Origin of the sequence: Mycobacteroides sp. PCS013 (assembly GCF_049532645.1) — a bacterium.
Taxonomy (GTDB): Bacteria; Actinomycetota; Actinomycetes; order Mycobacteriales; family Mycobacteriaceae; genus Mycobacterium; species Mycobacterium gwanakae.
Genome location: NZ_CP150131.1, coordinates 1,095,567 through 1,114,586 on the forward strand (window position 1 = coordinate 1,095,567; position 19,020 = coordinate 1,114,586).

Annotated in this window: 18 protein-coding genes; 12 read left to right on the forward strand and 6 right to left on the reverse strand. The window is 65.4% G+C overall.

The genetic code is table 11. From position 1 onward, the window contains the following. Window positions 1-4 precede the first annotated feature (4 nt). Window positions 5-496, forward strand: a complete 492-nt coding sequence (locus RHO23_RS05435; RefSeq protein WP_046253403.1) for a polyadenylate-specific 3'-exoribonuclease AS — start codon at window positions 5-7, stop codon at window positions 494-496. 54 nt (window positions 497-550) lie between these two features. Next, on the forward strand, window positions 551-1,939 hold the full coding sequence (locus RHO23_RS05440; protein WP_064408558.1) for a class II 3-deoxy-7-phosphoheptulonate synthase: 1,389 nt from the start codon (window positions 551-553) through the stop codon (window positions 1,937-1,939). On the opposite strand, the gene RHO23_RS05445 is transcribed toward RHO23_RS05440, so the two are convergent. Together RHO23_RS05445 and RHO23_RS05450 are read right to left on the reverse strand one after the other, a co-directional pair. Next, window positions 1,936-3,240 carry a protein kinase domain-containing protein gene (locus RHO23_RS05445; RefSeq protein ID WP_046253405.1) on the reverse strand — a complete coding sequence of 435 codons (1,305 nt, stop codon included), beginning with the start codon at window positions 3,238-3,240 and terminating at the stop codon, window positions 1,936-1,938. The genes RHO23_RS05440 and RHO23_RS05445 overlap by 4 nt on opposite strands. A gap of 39 nt (window positions 3,241-3,279) precedes the next feature. After that, the gene (locus tag RHO23_RS05450; RefSeq protein ID WP_064408559.1) at window positions 3,280-3,720 is read right to left on the reverse strand and encodes an SRPBCC family protein; all 441 of its coding nucleotides are present in this window, start codon (window positions 3,718-3,720) and stop codon (window positions 3,280-3,282) included. 82 nt (window positions 3,721-3,802) lie between these two features. Here RHO23_RS05450 and RHO23_RS05455 point away from each other — a divergent pair, with 82 nt between their 5' ends. Continuing rightward, window positions 3,803-4,207 (forward strand): Rv2175c family DNA-binding protein, encoded by a 405-nt coding sequence (locus RHO23_RS05455; protein WP_030095484.1) that lies wholly within the window; start codon window positions 3,803-3,805, stop codon window positions 4,205-4,207. On the opposite strand, the gene RHO23_RS05460 is transcribed toward RHO23_RS05455, so the two are convergent. Together RHO23_RS05460 and RHO23_RS05465 are read right to left on the reverse strand one after the other, a co-directional pair. Further along, complete coding sequence (locus RHO23_RS05460; RefSeq protein ID WP_064410251.1) at window positions 4,204-5,727, reverse strand: alpha-(1->6)-mannopyranosyltransferase A; 1,524 nt, start codon at window positions 5,725-5,727, stop codon at window positions 4,204-4,206. The genes RHO23_RS05455 and RHO23_RS05460 overlap by 4 nt on opposite strands. 37 nt (window positions 5,728-5,764) lie before the next feature. Further along, window positions 5,765-6,820, reverse strand: a complete 1,056-nt coding sequence (locus RHO23_RS05465) for a polyprenyl synthetase family protein (protein ID WP_165611430.1) — start codon at window positions 6,818-6,820, stop codon at window positions 5,765-5,767. A gap of 126 nt (window positions 6,821-6,946) precedes the next feature. Here RHO23_RS05465 and metF point away from each other — a divergent pair, with 126 nt between their 5' ends. Further along, entirely contained in the window at window positions 6,947-7,927 is a 981-nt protein-coding gene (metF, locus tag RHO23_RS05470; RefSeq protein WP_064408561.1) for a methylenetetrahydrofolate reductase [NAD(P)H], read from the forward strand. On the opposite strand, the gene RHO23_RS05475 is transcribed toward metF, so the two are convergent. Beyond that, window positions 7,902-8,582 (reverse strand): LppM family (lipo)protein, encoded by a 681-nt coding sequence (locus RHO23_RS05475; RefSeq protein WP_030095488.1) that lies wholly within the window; start codon window positions 8,580-8,582, stop codon window positions 7,902-7,904. The genes metF and RHO23_RS05475 overlap by 26 nt on opposite strands. Then, on the reverse strand, window positions 8,579-9,241 hold the full coding sequence (locus RHO23_RS05480) for a GNAT family N-acetyltransferase (RefSeq protein ID WP_064408562.1): 663 nt from the start codon (window positions 9,239-9,241) through the stop codon (window positions 8,579-8,581). The genes RHO23_RS05475 and RHO23_RS05480 overlap by 4 nt, the downstream gene beginning before the upstream one ends. A gap of 277 nt (window positions 9,242-9,518) precedes the next feature. Here RHO23_RS05480 and RHO23_RS05485 point away from each other — a divergent pair, with 277 nt between their 5' ends. The 8 genes from RHO23_RS05485 to mraY all read left to right on the forward strand — a co-directional run bounded on the left by RHO23_RS05485 (window position 9,519) and on the right by mraY (window position 19,019). Beyond that, window positions 9,519-9,926, forward strand: coding sequence for a DUF3040 domain-containing protein (locus RHO23_RS05485; RefSeq protein WP_030095490.1), 408 nt, complete (start codon window positions 9,519-9,521; stop codon window positions 9,924-9,926). Between the two features lie 361 nt (window positions 9,927-10,287). Beyond that, window positions 10,288-10,719 carry a division/cell wall cluster transcriptional repressor MraZ gene (gene mraZ, locus RHO23_RS05490; RefSeq protein WP_030095491.1) on the forward strand — a complete coding sequence of 144 codons (432 nt, stop codon included), beginning with the start codon at window positions 10,288-10,290 and terminating at the stop codon, window positions 10,717-10,719. 211 nt (window positions 10,720-10,930) lie between these two features. Further along, on the forward strand, window positions 10,931-11,887 hold the full coding sequence (gene rsmH / locus RHO23_RS05495) for a 16S rRNA (cytosine(1402)-N(4))-methyltransferase RsmH (RefSeq protein ID WP_423489173.1): 957 nt from the start codon (window positions 10,931-10,933) through the stop codon (window positions 11,885-11,887). After that, window positions 11,884-12,867: a hypothetical protein gene (locus RHO23_RS05500; protein WP_030095493.1), complete on the forward strand. Its 984-nt coding sequence runs from the start codon at window positions 11,884-11,886 to the stop codon at window positions 12,865-12,867. Before rsmH ends, RHO23_RS05500 begins: the two co-directional genes overlap by 4 nt. Further along, on the forward strand, window positions 12,864-14,792 hold the full coding sequence (locus RHO23_RS05505; RefSeq protein WP_044104426.1) for a peptidoglycan D,D-transpeptidase FtsI family protein: 1,929 nt from the start codon (window positions 12,864-12,866) through the stop codon (window positions 14,790-14,792). The genes RHO23_RS05500 and RHO23_RS05505 overlap by 4 nt, the downstream gene beginning before the upstream one ends. 99 nt (window positions 14,793-14,891) lie before the next feature. Beyond that, on the forward strand, window positions 14,892-16,466 hold the full coding sequence (locus tag RHO23_RS05510; RefSeq protein WP_064408564.1) for a UDP-N-acetylmuramoyl-L-alanyl-D-glutamate--2,6-diaminopimelate ligase: 1,575 nt from the start codon (window positions 14,892-14,894) through the stop codon (window positions 16,464-16,466). Then, window positions 16,459-17,943, forward strand: coding sequence for a UDP-N-acetylmuramoyl-tripeptide--D-alanyl-D-alanine ligase (locus RHO23_RS05515; RefSeq protein ID WP_064408565.1), 1,485 nt, complete (start codon window positions 16,459-16,461; stop codon window positions 17,941-17,943). The genes RHO23_RS05510 and RHO23_RS05515 overlap by 8 nt, the downstream gene beginning before the upstream one ends. Next, window positions 17,940-19,019, forward strand: coding sequence for a phospho-N-acetylmuramoyl-pentapeptide-transferase (mraY, locus tag RHO23_RS05520; protein ID WP_030095497.1), 1,080 nt, complete (start codon window positions 17,940-17,942; stop codon window positions 19,017-19,019). The genes RHO23_RS05515 and mraY overlap by 4 nt, the downstream gene beginning before the upstream one ends. The last annotated feature ends 1 nt before the right edge of the window (window position 19,020 follow it).

Here is a 19,020-nt window from a genome sequence, read left to right on the forward strand (position 1 = left end):
CCGCGTGCGTTACTTCTACGACACCGAGTTCATCGACGATGGCCGCACCATCGAACTCATCTCCATCGGGATGGTGTGCGAAGACGGCCGTGAGTACTACGCCGTCTCCACCGCCTTCGACCCGCAGCAGGCGGGTCCGTGGGTGCGCCAGAACGTCCTGCCCAAACTGCCCGCGCTGTCGTCGCCGCTGTGGCGCTCACGCGGGCAGATTCGCGACGAGCTGGCCGAGTTCCTCGGACTGAACGGTGGCGGGCCGGCCGATCCGATCGAGCTGTGGGCCTGGGTGGGTGCGTATGACCACGTGGCGCTGTGTCAGCTGTGGGGGGCCATGACGGAGCTGCCGCAGCCGGTTCCCCGGTTCACCCTTGAACTCAAGCAGCTGTGGTACGAGCTGGGCCGCCCGGCGGTGCCGAAACGGCCCGCCGACTCACACGATGCCCTGGTTGATGCCCGCTACAACCTGGCCCGCTACCGCGCGATGGTTCCGCCGGGTTGATCACCGCGAATCCCGGGTGAAAATCCGCTGGTAAGGGGCGGTTAAGATGGGTACGTGAACTGGACAGTCGACGTCCCCATCGACCAATTGCCGGAGCTGCCGCCGCTCCCGGCCGATCTGCGTCAGCGCCTGGATGCCGCGCTCGCCAAACCCGCTGCTCAGCAGCCGAGCTGGCCCGCGAATCAGGCCGCCGCCATGCGGACCGTGCTGGAAAGCGTGCCCCCGATCACCGTCCCCGCGGAGATCCAGCGTTTGCAGGGCCAGCTGGCCCAGGTAGCACGTGGTGAGGCATTCCTGCTGCAGGGCGGCGACTGCGCCGAGACCTTCGCCGACAACACCGAGCCGCATATCCGGGCCAACATCCGCGCACTGCTGCAGATGGCGGTGGTGCTGACGTACGGATCGAGCATGCCGGTGGTGAAGCTGGCCCGTATCGCCGGCCAGTACGCCAAGCCGCGCAGCTCCGACACCGACGCACTGGGGCTGCGGTCCTACCGCGGCGACATGGTGAACGGATTCGCCCCCGATGCGGCACTGCGTGAGCACGACCCGTCGCGTCTGGTGCGCGCCTACGCGAACGCCAGCGCCGCGATGAACCTGGTGCGCGCGGTAACCGGCTCGGGGATGGCCTCGCTGGCACTGGTGCACGACTGGAACCGCGAATTCGTCCGTACCTCACCTGCCGGTGCCCGGTACGAGGCACTGGCCTCCGAGATCGATCGCGGGCTGAAGTTCATGAGTGCTTGCGGCGTGGCGGATTCGAACCTGGACACCGCCGAGATCTACGCCAGCCACGAGGCGCTGGTGCTCGACTACGAGCGCGCCATGCTGCGTTTGTCAGAGGACGAGAACGGCGAGCCGGCACTGTACGACCTGTCGGCGCACTACCTGTGGATCGGCGATCGCACGCGGCAGCTCGATCACGCGCATGTGGCCTTCGCGGAGATCATCGCGAACCCGATCGGGATGAAGATCGGCCCGACCACTACGCCCGATCAGGCCGTCGAATACGTGGAACGCCTTGACCCGCACAACAAGCCGGGCCGCCTGACGTTCGTCTCGCGGATGGGTAACTCGAAGGTGCGCGATCTGCTACCGCCGATCATCGAGAAGGTTCGGGCGACCGGGCATCAGGTCGTTTGGCAGTGTGACCCGATGCACGGCAACACCCACGAGTCGCCCAGCGGTTACAAGACGCGGCACTTCGATCGGATCGTCGATGAGGTGCAGGGATACTTCGAGGTGCACAACGCGCTCGGCACGCATCCCGGTGGTATTCACGTCGAGATCACCGGTGAGAACGTCACCGAATGTCTCGGTGGGGCACAGGACATTTCGGATGACGATCTGGCCGGTCGTTACGAAACCGCGTGCGATCCGCGTCTGAACACCCAGCAGTCGCTGGAGCTGGCGTTCCTCGTCGCGGAGATGCTCAGGGATTAAAGCAGGTTGGTGATGTTGGCGCCCAGCGACCAGCATCCCGCCGCCACCGACGTGGTGATGATCAGGACGATCACCAGCCACATGAAGATCGCGCGGCGGCTCTGCTGACGCTCGTACCGGTACTCCGAGTCATCGATATCGGCGAAGAACGCTGATTCGTCAGGGTCACTGTCGAATTCGGGATCGTATTGGGGATCGTAGGCGGGCACCGGGTCCATCATCCGCGTGGGATTGGGCACCTTGGGACGTGCCGAGACGCTGGGCCGTGGTGAGACACCCAGGGCCGCGGCGGCCGAGGCGGTGTCGGCGGCATCTGCTTTGCCGGGGGCGCTGAGATTGCCTGTGGTGCGTCCGCCGGTCTCGATCAGTCGGCTGCGGTAAAGCTGTTCGGCGACATGCTGTTTGGAATCCCGGGGCGCGGGGACGCGGAAGGTGGGCAGTTGCAGATCCGCGGCGATGGCGTCCAGCTCGGCGCCCATCTGTGCGGCGTCGGCGTAGCGCGCGTCCGGGTCGCGGGAGGTGGCGCGCAGCACCAGTTCGTCGAACTCTTCCGGAATGCCGTCGATGGCCTCACTGGGTGCCTGTACATCGCGATCGATGCGTTGATAGGCCAGTGCCAACGGTGTATCCCCGGTGAACGGTGTTGAACCGGTGAGCAATTCGTACATCAGGATGCCCGCCGAATAGACATCGCTGCGTGGGCCGGCCGAGCCGGTGCGCACCTGCTCGGGAGACAGGTACGCCGCGGTGCCCAAGATCACGCTGGTCGAGGTGATTCCGGCCTCGGCGACGGCACGCACCAGCCCGAAATCGGCGAGCTTGACCTCGCCGTCGTCAGAAATCAGCACGTTCTCGGGTTTGACGTCGCGGTGCACCAGTCCCGATCGGTGTGCGACCGCCAAGCCGCCGAGCAGCGGATTGAACACCGCGGCCACGGCATGGGGCGGCATGGGTCCACGTTCGCGCAACAACTCGCGCAGGGTGCCGCCGTCGATCAGCTCCATCACCAGGAAGGGGTGCTTACCGTCCATGCCCTGATCGAACACGGCCACCAGCCCTGGGTGGCGCAATCGTGCGACGGCCCGGGCTTCGAGCCGGAACCGTGCCAGAAACCCCGTGTCGGAGGCGTAGCGGCTGTCCATCACCTTCACGGCGACCGGGCGGTCCAACCGGGTATCCAGCCCCCGATACACGGTCGACATGCCGCCTGTCGCAATCGGCGCCTCAATGCGGTACCGACTGTCGAGCACCGTCCCGATCATCGGATCGTGGCGGTGGGTCGGGGTCTTGGGCGATGTCATCGCATCGATGGTATCCAGTGATGCGGGAGTGCCCTGGCGTCAGCGCCGCTTGTCGAGCATTTCGCGGACGGAGTTGAGCATCGGCCCGGCGCCCGAGAACAGCATGGTCCGCCATTGACGGTGCAGGGCAATGGCCGGGTCGAACCGGCTGTACGTGACGCGCAGCCGGGTGCCGCCGGGCTCCGGGAGCAGGTTCCAGCGGGAGGTCACTTCGATTCCCGGGGCGGTCAACACCTGTTCGATGTGCTCGTGAGGCACCACCCTGGTGTAGGTGGTCCGCAGCACGCCATCGAAGCCGGCGGCGGGCTGCGGATGGGTGATCAGGACGCGTGTCTCGCCGACCTCGACGGGTGCGTCGTTGACCTCTTTCACCTGTGAAGCGGTGAGCTCTAGGGAAACGAGAACATCCCAGACCTTCTCGACGGGGTAGGGGTAGTACTCGCTGTGGGTGACCGATGTCGGATCGCCGGAACTCGTCACGGTCCGAAGGTTACGCGCGTCACCACACCCGGAGGACGCTTTTGGGCGACGGTGGCGTGCGAGGCGACTAGCGTCATTCGTTATGAGCGCCATTCCATACGTTGCCGACACCCTCGACGCCGACGAGCCGCTGTTCTCCCTCAAAGAGGTGGCCACACGCCTGCGGGTACCGGTTTCCAAGGTTCAGCAGTACTTGCGCGACGGTGAACTCATCGCAGTGCGACGCGATGGCGAAATCAAGGTTCCCGTCATCTTTTTCAGCCCCGAAGGTCCTGTGGTGAAGCATCTGTTCGGGCTGCTCTCGGTGCTGCGGGACGGGGGATATCACGAGCCCGAAATCATGCGTTGGCTGTTCACCGGTGACGAGTCGCTCACTGTGACCCGTGACGGCACCACCGAACGAATCGAGGCGGCCCGCCCGGTCGATGCGCTGCATGGTCACCAGGCCCGCGAGGTGCTGCGGCGGGCGCAGGCGATGGCCTACTAGTACTCGCGGGGATCGCGAGCTTCCGGCGCGGTGTTGATCATCCGCCAGGCGATGGCAGCGCAGGTTGCCGCGATCAGTACATGTATCCACACGTACATGCCGTGGGAGCCATCGGGTTTGAAGATCACCATGATCCAGGTAGAGAACCCGGCGATGGCTGCGATCGCGATGCGTGATTGCAGCAGCGGCGCTGCGATGGCCAGCGGCCAGGTGTAGTACCAGGGGAGTGCCGCCGGTGCCATGAGCACCACGATCACCATGGCCCACAGGATCCCGAACATCGCGTCGCGATCGTTGTGTCGGTGCCGCCACCACACCACGGGCAGGCTGACCGCGATGACCATAACCCCGATGATGCGGGTGATCTCCAGAAGAGCATCGAAATTGACGGTCACGAAAAGACCGGCGACGACGTTGATGATGTTGGCGACGGCGGTCGGCACTGTCAGCCAGTTGATGATCTTCACCGAACCGGCCAGGGCGGTCAGCCATCCCAGGCCGACGCCGGCGATCCAGGACAACACCGCGAACACCGCGACGACGACGGACACCGAGGCTGCCGATGCCATCGCGAACGCGGTCACCGGGTGGCGCTGTGGGGAGTCCGCATCGGCCTTCTCGACCAGACGACGCATCCAGATCCACACCAGGAAAGGCAACGCAAGACCCGCGGTGGCCTTGACAGCCACCGCTAACGCGACCACCGATATGCCCCAAACATGGTGGCGCTCAAGGACGAGGGCAATGCCTGCCATCATCAGGCCGACCATCAGCATCTCGTTGTGTACACCGCCCATCAGATGGATGATCACCAGCGGGTTGAGCACACAGATCCACAACGCCTTGCTGGCGTTGGCCGAAAGGCAGCGGGCGACTCGAGGGGTGGCCCACACCAGCAGCGCCAATCCGGGCAGCATGCACAGGCGCAGCAGCATGGTTCCGGCCACCACATCATCACCGACGATCTGAGTGACAAATCGTGCGATGAGGATGAACAGTGGTCCATACGGCGCGGTGGTGGTGGACCAGATCGGACTGACGTTCTCTAGCAACGCGTTCGGGTTTTCGACCGGGCCCACCAGATAGGGATCGAATCCGTCGCGTAGCAACGCGCCCTGCGCAAGATAGGAGTAGGCATCCCGACTGAACACCGGAACCGAGGCGAGCAGTGGCAGTAGCCAGCACGGAATGACGACCAGGAGGGACTCTTTGGTCACCTTGCCCGCGATCACGTGGCGGCCCAGCCCGAGCCACGCCAGCAGCATGAGGACCACTCCGAGCCACATGCAGATCGAGGACACCACCAACCCGTGGCCGAAACGCAACCAGGACAGCCCAACCGATTCCAGCAGCGGGTCGTGCTGCCGGGTGCTACCCGCACCCAGTCCGCCGATGGCGATGAGGATGGCGCCACCGAATCCGGTGACTGCCGCGCGGCCGGCGGGGGACCTCAGGAAGGCTGCTGTCCACCCGGCACCCGGATCGAGTACCGCAGGTGCCGGTTCAGGGTTCGGTTCCAGGGGAGGCTGCACCGCCTTTGATGATGTGCTCACGTGATCATGCGCTCCGGTTGGACACCAATCGGACGAGATCGGACAGCGCGACACGGGCATCATCGGCGATATCGGCGCCGGACAGCTGCTCCAGCGCGCGGTGCGTGTGTTCCTCGATACGAGACTCCACTGCCGCGAGTGCACCCAAGTCGACGATGAGTGAACACATTTCGGCGACCTGATGATCGGTGAGTGGCGTGCCGATCCAGGAGTGAAGCATGTCCTCGGCGGCGTTGTCGTTGAGGCGTGCCAGACGCAGGGCTTCGGCCAGCAGCACGGTGCGCTTTCCGGAACGCAGGTCGTCCCCGGCGGGTTTTCCGGTCACCTTGGGATCCCCGAATACCCCGAGCACATCGTCGCGCAGCTGGAACGCGACACCGATATCCAGTCCGACGTCACCGAGAAGTCGCGAGATCTCCGGGTTCTCGGCCGCGATCGCGACACCCAGCTGCAGGGGCCGCTGCACCGTGTAGCCGGCGGTTTTGAAGCGGATGACGCGCATGGCGGTCTCGACGGACTCGTCGCCCGAGGATTCGGACAGGATGTCCAGATATTGGCCGCCGAGCACCTCGCTGCGCAGGATCGACCACACACCCCGGGCCCTCGCATGGGCCTGAGGGGACAGCTGTGCGCCGACCACCATGTCATCAGCCCAGGTGAGTGCCAGATCGCCGAGCAGGATCGCCGCGGATATGCCGAACTGTTCGGGGGAGCCGGACCAGCCGTTCTCACGGTGCAGGGCGGCGAATTCGATATGGATGGTGGGTTCGCCGCGCCGGGTGGCGGAGCTGTCGATGACGTCGTCGTGGATGAGCGCGCAGGTGTGCAGCAGTTCCAGCGCGGCACACACCCGCAGCACCTCGGGGTTCCACGGGTCGGGGTCGTCGGTGACCGCTCGCCAGCCCCAGTAGGCGAACGCCGGTCGCAGCCGCTTGCCGCCACGCAGCACAAACCGGTCGAGGGCTGTGATCGCATGCTCATAGTTCGGGCCGATATGCGCGGTGTGCTCACGGCATTCGGCCAGGAACTGGCTCAGTTGGTCGCTTACCGCGTCGGTCAGGTGCCGGGCGTTGGCAGCGGCTACGTTGACACTCAGCGGTGCGTCCTCTCAGGGTGTGGTGGTGGGTCCCGGATGCCTACAGGTCTCCGAGAGTGAACCTAGAGTAATCCCACCTATCCTGAACGGGTGACAACCAACCCGCTCGACCATGACGCATCGGTCGCCGAGCTGCAGGATCCGGGGTCGATCGCCGATCGACTGGCCGGGGTTCAGCCGGGTGATGTCGCGTTCTCGGTGGAGTTCATGCCACCTCGCGACGAGGCCGCCGAGGCGCGGTTGTGGCGGGCGGCAAGAGTTTTCGAGCGGTATCAGCCGGTGTTCGTCTCGGTGACCTATGGAGCGGGCGGCTCCACGCGTGATCGCACGGTGCGGGTGACCGGTGAGCTGGCCGAGAACACCACCTTGCTGCCGGTTGCGCACCTGACGGCCGTCGGGCACACCGTCGAAGAGTTGCGTGCCATGGTGGGCGCATATGTGGACCGTGGCATCACCAATATCCTTGCCCTGCGGGGCGATCCGGCTGGGGATGTGAATGCTGAATGGATTCCGCACCCCGGTGGCCTGACCTATGCCGAGGAATTGGTGCGGCTGGTTCGTGACCTGGGTGACTTCCACGTAGGTGTCGCCTCTTTCCCGGAGGGCCATCCGCAGGCGATCGATCTGGAGCGCGACACGGCCAATCTGGTGAACAAGCTGCGGGCCGGAGCGGAGTACTCCATCACCCAGATGTTTTTCGACGTCGACGACTACCTGCGATTGCGTGATCGGGTGGCGGCCGCCGACCCCGAACAGGGCGCCAAGCCGATCGTTCCCGGGCTGATGCCCATTACGTCGCTGCGGTCGGTGCGCCGGCAGGCGGAGCTCTCCTCGTCCACGCTGCCCGCTGCTCTGGAAGAACAGCTCTTGCGTGCCGCCGGGGATGGACCCGAAGAGGACCGCGACGAGGTCCGCAAGGTCGGTGTCGAGGTCGCCACGTCGATGGCAGCGCGGCTGCTCGCCGAGGGTGTTCCGTGCCTGCACTTCATGACCCTGAACTTCGCGCGGGCCACGTCCGAGGTGCTGGAGAACCTCGGAGTGCGGGTTACTCCGGGAACTGGTCGGGCGTAAACCGCGGGGACTGATCGCGGTCCAGCCAGGCCAGGGACGCCACCAGGGCACCGATTAGCAGGGCGGAAATCGTTATGAAGATCGCGGCTCCGTTGAAGGAGCGCGTGCTGGGGTCGGTGTAGCGGGAGGTCGCGGTGAACGTGCTGACCACGCCGGGAGTGAGTTTCCACTGCACAGCGTCGGAGCCGAGCATCTCCCCGTTGGTGGATTCGATATCGCCGGGAAACGAAATGGCCAGCGACACATCGGCATCTGAGGTGTCTTCCAGTGCGGTGAGATCGGCACGGCCTTCCAGCACCACCACATCGCCGTTGCGGCGCAGGGTGAGATCGAATCCGGCGGCGTTCTTGTTCATCCCGGCCAACTGGGGGACTTCGGCGAACGTCAGATCGTTGAAGATGGCGCGCGACCCCACCATGCCGTTCTCTTCGTACTCGCTGACCTGAACCTTCTGGGCGAAGGACATGTTGCGTTCGAGCTGAGGGCCCTTGTCGTCTTTACCTTGCGGTTTGGCGACAGCGATCAGCTGCCCCGAGACGTGATCGTCGGTGGTGACGGTCATCGAGGCCTTGACGCGCACGCATCCCGACAGCAGCGGCAACGTCGTCAACAACAGCACTGCGGCAATACGCGCCGCACGCCCAGGGCTAGTCATCGCGGCTCATCGTGCCAGACGGCGGTCACGTCGGCCTGTCGATATCCGGGTTCCAGCGGCAAAGCCCGGCCAAGCACTGCGAATCGTCGGGGGTCTCCCGCGAACTGGTGTTGCCGGATGACATCGGTGAACCCGAGTCGGCGGTACAACCGCCACGCCCGGTTGGACTCGCCGGTGATCTCGGGGGTCGACAGCAGCACATGCGATTCGGAGCGACCGGCCAGCAGCCGCCGCGCCAACGCCTCACCGAAGCCGTGGCCCTGGAGTCCGGGGTCGACGTGCAACTCCGTCAGCTCGAAATACTGATCGAGCAGGGCGCTGATGTGGTCGCGGGGCACCCCGGACTTGCGTAGTCCCTGGCTGACCTGTTGGTGCCACCACTGGTCGGCGGCACCGCGGTAGCCATAGGCGATTCCGACGATGCGTGCCTGGTCCATGCGATCCTGGACGGATCCGGCGCTGTCAGAGGATGGGTCGACCGGAGAATCAAAGATCGCGGCCGCCTGCCAGCCCCGTCTGCGGCTGTGTTCGAGCCACATCGGAGCACGCTGGTCCTCGGTGCCATGCGGATAGCCCATGGCGATGACGTAGACACGGAGCGCTTCGCTGAGCCTGCGCTGCATATCGCGTTGCGACAAGTCGGCCAGGAAGGTCGTCAACGTGCGTCCTCTTGGTTTCTCTGTGGGCTTCGGGTGTACCGCCGGGTTTATCACGCTCTGCCCATTCCTGGGCGTTGTCTCTGTTTTCGCCGAGTCCGTCGGCGCGCCGCGCCGTGTCGGTTGCCCGGTCGGTGTGGCTGGGAGATTGGTGGGTGAACCGGGTGGTATAGCGGGTATTCACCTCGTATTATGAACGTGAGGGTGTTGTAACCGCGGCACCCTTGATAAAACGACACGACATACTCAACCGGTTGCGATGCGCCAGAGGGAGGGACCGATGCCACTCTCCGAGCACGAGCAGCGCATGCTCGACCAGATCGAGAGCGCGCTGTACGCGGAGGACCCCAAGTTTGCGTCGAGCGTGCGTGGAGGACGCCTGGGCGCGACCTCCGGTCGCCGCCGTCTGCAGGGTGCGGCGCTCTTCTGCATCGGCTTGGCGATGTTGGTGATCGGTGTCGCCGTGCCCGCCACTCAGATCGGAAACTTCCCGGTCCTGAGCGTGATCGGATTCGTCGTCATGTTCGGGGCCGCGGTTTTCGCGATCATCGGAAGCCGGCGCTCCGAGGCGAGTGCCGCCGGGCAAGGGGGACCGGGCGCATCCAGCGGCCGCACCCGTCGCCCCCGCGCCGCCGGATCGTTCGCGCAGCGCATGGAAGAGCGGTTCCGTCGCCGCTTCGACAACTGACAAACCTCATCTAAAGCAGTCCGGACTCACAGACCCGCGCAGTCGGCGCGGGTCTGTTGCTGTATGCGTTGCTGCCTGAGCGGTCCCACTGTGGGACGACTCGCCATGGGGTGATCGCTCGCAAGCCTGTTCGCCCGTGCAGGCCAAATCGTTATCAACTCGTCCGGATACCGGTGCCCCACTCGCCCCCACGGGTTTGACCTGGGGAAACAGCATGTCGAAGCCATTCGTCGACCTTCTGGTGGGCGCATGGTGGGGAGACACGCGGCAAATCAGATTCAAAGTGGGGGATTGTGGGGTAAAGTGGCGCCTATCGGAGGGAAGGGTAGCTCCGAAGGGTTCCGGGCAGGGAGGTGTCGAGGTGTTTCTCGGTACCTACACGCCCAAGCTCGACGACAAGGGGCGACTCACATTGCCCGCCAAGTTTCGGGACGCGCTAGCGGGAGGGTTGATGGTTACCAAAAGCCAGGACCACAGCCTCGCCGTCTACCCGCGGGCCGAGTTCGAACAGCTGGCCCGTAAGGCCGCCACGGCTTCTCGGAGCAACCCTGAGGCCCGTGCCTTTCTGCGCAACCTGGCGGCGGCCACCGACGAACAGCATCCGGATGCGCAGGGGCGCATCACCTTGTCCGCCGATCACCGGCGATACGCGGATTTGTCCAAGGACTGCGTTGTCATCGGATCCGTTGACTACCTAGAGATTTGGGATGCTGCGAAGTGGCAGCAGTACCTGGAGGAACACGAAGAGAACTTCTCGGCGGCCAGCGATGAATCCCTCAATGGCATCTTCTGAGCGAGCCCGCGAAGCGCGGCCTCTGTCCGATACGGCCCTGGCGTACTTCCCCGACGCCAGGTTCGCACCATCGGGCAGGGACCGGGCTGCGCGGGCTCCTCGCACCTACCAGCGCTCCCATTGGGGCGTTTCCCGCTCCCGGAGGGGTACCGCCGTGTCTGACAACGATTTTCCGGCTGGCTCCGGGGCTGGATTTGGCCATGTTCCGGTCATGCTCAACCGCTGCTATGAGCTGCTCGCTCCGGCACTGACCGCCAGGTCCGCGGATGGGGCGGGTGCGGTGCTGATCGATGCCACTCTGGGCGCCGGCGGGCACACCGAGCACTTTCTCTCCGTGCTGCCGGGCCTGACGGTGATCGGCCTCGATCGTGATACCAATGCCCTTGAGATCGCCCGGAAGCGGCTGGAGGCCTTCGGGAAGCGATTCACCGGAGTGCATACCCGCTACGACGGTCTGGCGGACGCGCTTGACGGGTTGGGTTACCGCGCAACATCTTCGGTTGACGCAGTGCTCTTCGATCTGGGCGTGTCATCCATGCAGCTCGATCAGGCCGATCGTGGTTTCGCCTACTCGGTCGACGCCCCGTTGGACATGCGGATGAATTCGCACGACGAGCTGACCGCCGCCGGCATCTTGAACACCTATACGGCACCCGAATTATCCAGGGTGCTCAGTAGATTCGGCGAGGAACGCTTCGCGCGGCGAATTGCAGACGAGGTCGTCCGGCGCCGCGCCGCCCAACCCTTTACGCACAGCGCGCAGTTGGTTGAGCTGCTGTACGACACCATCCCGGCGGCCACCCGTCGTACCGGGGGTCATCCGGCGAAAAGAACCTTCCAGGCACTGCGGATAGCAGTCAACGCCGAGCTCGAATCCCTTGCGGCCGCGATACCTACCGCCATGGCAGCGCTGCGTCCGGGTGGTCGTATCGCGGTCATGGCGTATCAGTCGCTGGAGGACAAGATCGTCAAGGCGGAATTTGCGGCCGCCATCGCATCTCGGTCACCGATCGACCTACCGGTCGAGCTGCCCGGTGACGCGCCGGAGTTCGCGGCGATCACCCGCGGTGCCGAGCGGGCCGACGATGCGGAAATAGAAGTCAATCCACGGAGCGCGCCGGTGCGGTTGCGGGCAATCGAACGAGTTGCGGACAGGAGGAGCGCATGATTGGGGTGCGCAAGAAAGCCGGCGAGTCCCCCAAGAAGAGCAATCCCGCCAAGCCCGCTAAACGTCGTGGTGCCGCTCCCAAGTCGGTCGGCGCCGGCCCGTCGCCGCGTCCGCGCCGTTCTGCCCCGCAGACCATGCCGATCCCGGTGCAGCGCAAGGCTCCCGAGAAGATCCGCCCGGCGACCAGCACACAACAGGCGAAGGCCCGCGCGAAGGCCCGTAAGGCCAAAGCGCCCAAAGTCATTCGGATACCGCTACGCGAACGGATCCTTACCCGCCTCTCCGAGGTGGACCTGCGGCCGCATGTGTGGATCGCCAAGGTGCCATTCGTTGTGTTGGTTATCGGTGCCCTGGGTGTCGGCTTGGCCATCACATTGTGGCTCTCGACCGACGCCGCGGAACGCTCCTATCAGCTGGGCACTCAGCGGCGCACCAACGAGCAGCTGCTGCAACGCAAGGAAGCCCTCGAGCGCGATGTGCTGCGTGCGGAATCGGCGCCGGCGCTGGCGGATTCGGCGCGCGACCTCGGCATGATCCCATCGCGTGATATCGCGCATCTGGTACGGGACCCGCAGGGCAATTGGCTGCTGGTGGGCGCCCCGAAACCAGCTGAGGGTGTTGCGCCGGCACCGCTGAACTCCGTGATCCCCGACGACGCCGATGCCGTTCCTAAGGCCGGTAACTCGGTCGAGGTCCCCGTACAGCTGCCACCCGTACCGCCTCCGGTGGCTGTGGTGCCCCACATGCCCCCGCCGGCCGCGGTACCCGCGCCTGTAGTGGAAGCTCCTGCGGGGCAGGAACCTGTCTTGGCGCCGCCGGCTCCGGTCATGCCCGCTCCTGTGGTCGCCGCACCGGACCCCGCCGCCGTGATACCGCCCCCTGTGGCCGACGCGCCGCAAGCATCAAATATCGCGAATTCTCCAGTTACCGGGGAACAATTCAATCCCGTGGCAACAACGAGTCCCCACCCGACGGCGTGAACCGGCAGGATCGCTCCCGGCCGGTCGGCGCTCGCCGTGTCCGGCGTCCGGCGTCTGCCGTGTCGCGGACCGCTGGATTCGCTTTCCGCCATCGCACGGGCAACATCATCATTTTTCTGACGTTGGCCGTCGTCGCCCTTCAGTTGTTCACTCTGCAGGGACCGCGCGCGGCGGGTCTGCGTGCCGAGGCCTCGGGACAGCTGAAGGTCACCGAGACCGAGAAGGCGTTGCGTGGCACCATCGTTGACCGCGTGGGCAACAAACTGGCTTTCACCATCGAGGCTCGTGCTCTCACCTTCCAGCCGAAGAAGATTCGTGAGCAGCTCAAGAAGTCGTGGGAGGAAAGCCTGAAAATCCTCCAGGACCCCGGGAAGAGCGACGCCGTCAAGGCCGCGGCGGCGAAAACACGGGCGGTCGATCCGGAACGGCGGCTGCAGGATATCGCTGCCGGAGTGTCGGCCAAGCTCGGAAACAAGCCCGATGCCAAGAGCCTGCTGAAGAAGATCCGCAGCGACGACACCTTTGCGTACCTGGCGCGTTCGGTAGACCCGGCGATCGCCGCCGAGATCGTCAAAGAATTCCCCGAGGTGGGCGCCGAGCGGCAGGACATTCGCCAGTATCCCGGCGGATCGCTGGCCGCCAATATTGTGGGCAGCATCGACTGGGAGGGGTACGGCCTTCTCGGGCTTGAGGATTCGCTGGACAGCGCGCTGGCCGGTAAGGACGGTTCCCAAACCTACGACCGCGGCTCCGATGGCGCGGTGATTCCCGGCAGTTATCGGGACCGCCACAATGCCGTCAACGGATCCACCGTCGAGCTCACACTGGACAACGACATCCAGTTCTACGTGCAGCAGCAGGTTCAGCAGGCCAAGGACCTGTCCGAGGCGCGGACGGTGTCGGCGGTCGTACTTGATTCCAAGACCGGTGAGGTCCTGGCCATGGCCAACGACAACACCTTTGATCCGTCGCAGAACCTCGGTAAGCAGGGCAACCGCGAGATGGGCAATCTGTCGGTGTCTTCACCGTTCGAGCCCGGATCGGTCAACAAGGTCATCACCGCCTCGGCGGTGATCGAGAACGATCTGTCCAATCCCGATGAGGTCTTGCAGGTTCCAGGTTCTATCAACATGGGTGGCGTCACCGTGCGGGATGCGTGGCCACACGGAACAGTGCCGTTCACCACTACCGGTGTCTTTGGGAAATCGTCCAACGTGGGCACGCTGATGCTGGCCCAGCGGGTCGGCCCGGAACGGTTCATGGATCTGGTGGACAAGTTCGGTCTGGGCCAGCGCACGGGCGTCGGCCTGCCCGGCGAAAGCTCGGGCATCGTGCCGCCGATCGAGCAGTGGTCGGGCAGCACCTTCTCGAACCTGCCGATCGGCCAGGGCTTGTCGATGACGCTGCTGCAGATGACGGGTATGTATCAGGCGATCGCCAACGACGGAGTGCGGATGCCGCCGCGCATCGTCAAGAGCATCACCGCACCTGATGGCACCCGTAAGGAAGAGCCACGCCCCGAGCCGGTACAGGTGGTCAACGCCGGAACCGCGCGCACCGTGCGGAACATGCTGCGCGCGGTGCTGCAACCGGATGCGCGTCAGATCCAGAACGGCACCGGCGCGTCCGGCGCTGTCGAGGGCTACCAGCTGAGCGGCAAGACCGGCACCGCCCAGCAGATCAACCCGGCCTGCGGGTGCTACTTCGACGACGTCTACTGGATCACCTTCGCCGGCATCGCCACCACCGATGATCCCCGGTACGTCATCGGTATCGAGATGAACGCGCCGAAACGCGGGTCCGACGGATCGCCGCACATGACTGCGGCCCCGCTGTTCCACAACATCGCGTCGTGGTTGATGCGGCGCCAAAACGTGCCGTTGTCACCCGATCCCGGACCACCGTTGATCTTGCAGGCGACCTGAGCCGGTCCTCATCCGATGAGGGGACGACTGCTCGCCCGGTACTGTCGTTTGACGCCCGGAGGCCATGGGCAGCAGAAGAACGGCAGGAGGTGATCGCAGGTGGCGGCATCCGGAACCCACCGGTTCCTTCCCTCAACGCGCCCGCAACCGGTCGCCGACCTCGCCTCATTGATCTCGGCGGAACTGCGTGGGCCCAGTGCCGCGACCGTCACCGGCGTCACGCTGCGAGCCCAGGACGCGCGGGCGGGTGACCTCTTCGCGGCGCTGCCCGGTAGTAGCGCCCATGGCGCACAGTTCGCGTCCGAGGCGATCGCTGCGGGAGCTACTGCCGTGCTGACGGATGCCGCCGGGGCGCAGCTGCTGGCCGAGCAGAGCCCGGATTTCTCGGATATCGCGGTATTGGTCCATCCGATTCCGCGCGCGGTCCTCGGTGCGCTTGCGGCGAAGGTCTACGGGGAGCCTTCCCGCCAGCTGGAGGTGGTCGGTGTCACCGGAACCTCCGGGAAGACCACAACCACCTATCTGGTCGAGGCAGGGCTGCGGGCGGCGGGCAAGCGGGTCGGTCTCATCGGCACAGTCGGGGTACGCATCGACGGCGAGGATGTCCCCAGCGCCCTGACCACACCCGAGGCGCCCGCTCTGCAGGAGTTGTTGGCCGAGATGGTGCAGCGTGGCGTGGACACCGTGGTCATGGAGGTTTCCAGTCATGCGCTGGCCCTCAACCGTGTGGACGGTACGCGTTTCGCGGTGGGGGCGTTCACGAATCTTTCGCGAGACCACCTGGACTTTCATCCCAGTATGGAGGATTACTTCGCGACGAAGGCCCGGCTGTTCCAGCGTGATTCGCCGCAGCGGGCGCAGCGCTCGGTCATTTGTGTCGATGATGACGCCGGGCGTGCCATGGCCGAACTGGCGCGCGCGGCGGGTCCCGGCACCGTCACGGTGAGCTCGGGCGCCGGTGCCGTCGCGGACTGGACCTGCACGGACGTGGCGGGCGGCCCCGACGGCGGTCAGCGGTTTACCGCGAATGGTCCGGCAGGCAGCGTTGAGCTCGGTATCGCATTGCCGGGTCACTACAATGTGGCCAATTGTCTTGTGGCCATTGCGATCTTGGAATTGCTCGGGATCGCAGCGGTGACGGCGGCGCCGGGGATCGCGATCGCCGGTGTGCCCGGACGTATGGAGTCGGTGGTCGCAGGCCAGCCGTTTCTCGCTGTTGTCGACTATGCCCACAAACCGGGCGCCCTGCGCGCCGTCCTGGAGAGTCTGCGCAGCCATCGAGACGGACGGCTGGGGGTGGTGTTCGGCGCGGGCGGTAACCGCGACCGTGGCAAGCGTGCCGATATGGGGCAGGTGGCAGCCGAGCTGGCCGATCTCGTGGTGGTTACCGATGACAACCCGCGCGACGAGGAACCATCCGCGATTCGCGCGGAAATTGTCTCCGGCACAACTGGTTCAGATGCCGAGGTGATCGAGATCGGCGACCGGCGTGCCGCTATCGGCTTCGCCGCACGGTGGGCGCACCCGGGGGATACCGTCCTGATCGCGGGCAAGGGGCACGAGAGCGGGCAGCGCGTCGGCGCGGTTTCGGTCCCGTTCGATGACCGGGTGGAGCTTCGTGTCGCGCTGGAAGGGCTGGAAAGCTCGAAAGGACTCGGGAGTCTGAATGATTGAGATGACTGTCGCCGAGATCGCGGAGATCGTCGGTGGACGTCTCGACGGAATCAGTGCCGAGGAAGCCCTGCATACCACCGTCACAGGCACCGTCGAATTCGATTCACGCCAGGTGGGACCCGGTGGACTGTTCTTGGCGCTGCCGGGTGCCCGGGTTGATGGTCACGATCATGCCGAGGGTGCGATCGCGGCGGGTGCCGTGGTCGTGCTGGCCGCCAGGCCGGTGGGTGTGCCCGCCATCGTGGTGCCGCCGACTGGCGTAGCGCGTACCGAAGTATCTGCGCTGGAACATGATTCGGATGGGTCGGGTGCCGCGGTGCTGGCCGCCACCGCAGCGCTGGCGGCCGAGGTGGCCCGACGGCTCTCGGGGCGTGGGCTGCGCATCGTGGGTGTCACCGGCTCGTCGGGCAAGACGTCGACGAAGGATCTCATCGCCGCGGTGCTCGAGCCGCTCGGTGAGGTGGTGGCGCCACCCGGATCCTTCAACAACGAGCTAGGCCATCCCTGGACCGTGCTGCGGGCGACGGATTCGACCAGGTTTCTGGTGCTGGAGCTGTCGGCTCGGCGCCCCGGAAACATCGCGGAACTGGCCGCCATCGCGCCGCCGTCAATCGGCGTGGTGCTCAACGTCGGTACGGCGCACCTGGGTGAGTTCGGTTCGCGACAGGCCATTGCCGACACCAAGGGTGAACTGCCGCAATCACTTTCCAGTGATGGTGTGGCGGTGCTGAATGCTGACGACTCGGCGGTGGCCGCCATGGCAGCCAAGACCCGGGCCCGGGTGGTCCGCACCAGCGCGCACGGCAGCGCCGATATCTGGGCGACAGACGTGAGCGTCGACGACCTGGCGCGTGCCCGCTTCACCCTGCATGCCGGTGACGAGGCCGTACCGGTTCAATTGGCTGTCCACGGCGAGCATCAGGTGAGCAACGCACTCGCGGCCGCCGCGGTCGCGCGGGAATGCGGCGCCACGCTGGCACAGGTTGCCGAAGCGCTCGCCGGGGCTGGTCCGGTCTCGCGGCGCCGCATGGAGGTCAGCACCCGAGATGACGGGGTGACGGTCATCAACGACGCGTACAACGCCAACCCGGATTCGATGATGGCCGGGCTCAAGGCCCTGGTGTCGATGGCTCGTCATGGTGCGCAGCCCCGTCGCAGCTGGGCGGTGCTGGGCGAGATGGCCGAGCTGGGGCCCGATGCGATATCCGAGCATGACCGCATCGGACGGGCCGCCGTGCGCTTAGATGTCAGTCGATTGGTAGTCGTCGGAACCGGGAGGTCGCAGCGGGCAATGCATGCGGGTGCAGTGATGGAGGGGTCGTGGGGGTCCGAGGCGGTGCTGGTGGACGATCCTGCGGCAGCCGCCACACTGCTGGCCGAGGAGCTGGCGGCCGGTGACGTGGTGCTGGTCAAGGCATCGCGGTCGGCCGGGCTGTGGGTCGTGGCCGATGAGCTGCTGAAGGTGGGTGACGCATGAGGCAGATCATCATCGCGGCCGGGATCGCGATCCTGGTGTCCATCATGCTGACCCCGGTGCTTATCCGGGTGTTCTCGCGGCAGGGCTTCGGTCAGGAGATCCGGGACGACGGACCGCAACATCACCAGAAGAAGCGCGGCACTCCCTCGATGGGTGGCGTCGCGATCCTGGCAGGTATGTGGGCCGGATACTTCGGATCTCATCTGATCGGTATTGCGTTCGGATCCGATGGCCCCTCGGCCTCTGGGCTGTTGGTGCTTGCGTTGGCCACCATGCTCGGTGGTGTCGGTTTCATCGACGACTTCATCAAGATTCGCAAGGCGCGCAATCTCGGCCTCAACAAGACCTCCAAGACGGTCGGCCAGATCCTGTCGGCCTTGGTGTTCGGCGTGCTGGTGCTGCAGTTCCGCAATACGGACGGGTTGACGCCCGGTAGTGCGCAGCTGTCCTACGTGCGTGAGATCGCCACCGTGGCGATGCCCGCCGTGATCTTCGTGCTCTTCTGCGTGATCCTGGTGATGTCGTGGTCGAACGCGGTCAATTTCACCGACGGACTGGATGGGCTGGCCGGCGGATGCATGGCCATGGTGACCGGCGCCTATGTCATCGTGACCTTCTGGCAGTACCGCAACGCCTGCTCCACACACCCCGGTGTGGCGTGCTACAACGTGCGTGACCCGCTGGACCTTGCGGTGATCGCCGCGGCGACGGCGGGTGCATGTATCGGGTTCCTGTGGTGGAACGCCGCACCCGCCAAGATTTTCATGGGGGACACCGGATCGCTGGCTCTTGGCGGCATCATCGCCGGCCTGTCGGTGACCACCCGAACCGAGCTGCTCGCGGTGGTGCTGGGAGCACTGTTCGTCGCCGAGATCGTGTCGGTGGTCCTGCAGATCGCCGCGTTCCGCACCACCGGCCGCAGGGTGTTCCGGATGGCGCCGTTCCACCATCATTTCGAGCTATTGGGTTGGGCGGAAACGACAGTCATCATCCGGTTCTGGCTGTTGACCGCGATTGCCTGCGGTCTCGGTCTGGCGTTGTTCTACGGCGAGTGGCTCGCCACGATCGGTGACTAAC

Coding starts and splice junctions, on each gene's coding strand:
- RHO23_RS05475 (WP_030095488.1), bottom strand. CDS start 8,582: ATGACTAGCCCTGGGCGTGCGGCGCGTATTGCCGCAGTGCTGTTGTTG.
- RHO23_RS05515 (WP_064408565.1), top strand. CDS start 16,459: ATGATTGAGATGACTGTCGCCGAGATCGCGGAGATCGTCGGTGGACGT.
- RHO23_RS05445 (WP_046253405.1), bottom strand. CDS start 3,240: ATGACATCGCCCAAGACCCCGACCCACCGCCACGATCCGATGATCGGG.
- rsmH (WP_423489173.1), top strand. CDS start 10,931: ATGCTCAACCGCTGCTATGAGCTGCTCGCTCCGGCACTGACCGCCAGG.
- RHO23_RS05500 (WP_030095493.1), top strand. CDS start 11,884: ATGATTGGGGTGCGCAAGAAAGCCGGCGAGTCCCCCAAGAAGAGCAAT.
- mraY (WP_030095497.1), top strand. CDS start 17,940: ATGAGGCAGATCATCATCGCGGCCGGGATCGCGATCCTGGTGTCCATC.
- RHO23_RS05485 (WP_030095490.1), top strand. CDS start 9,519: ATGCCACTCTCCGAGCACGAGCAGCGCATGCTCGACCAGATCGAGAGC.
- RHO23_RS05455 (WP_030095484.1), top strand. CDS start 3,803: ATGAGCGCCATTCCATACGTTGCCGACACCCTCGACGCCGACGAGCCG.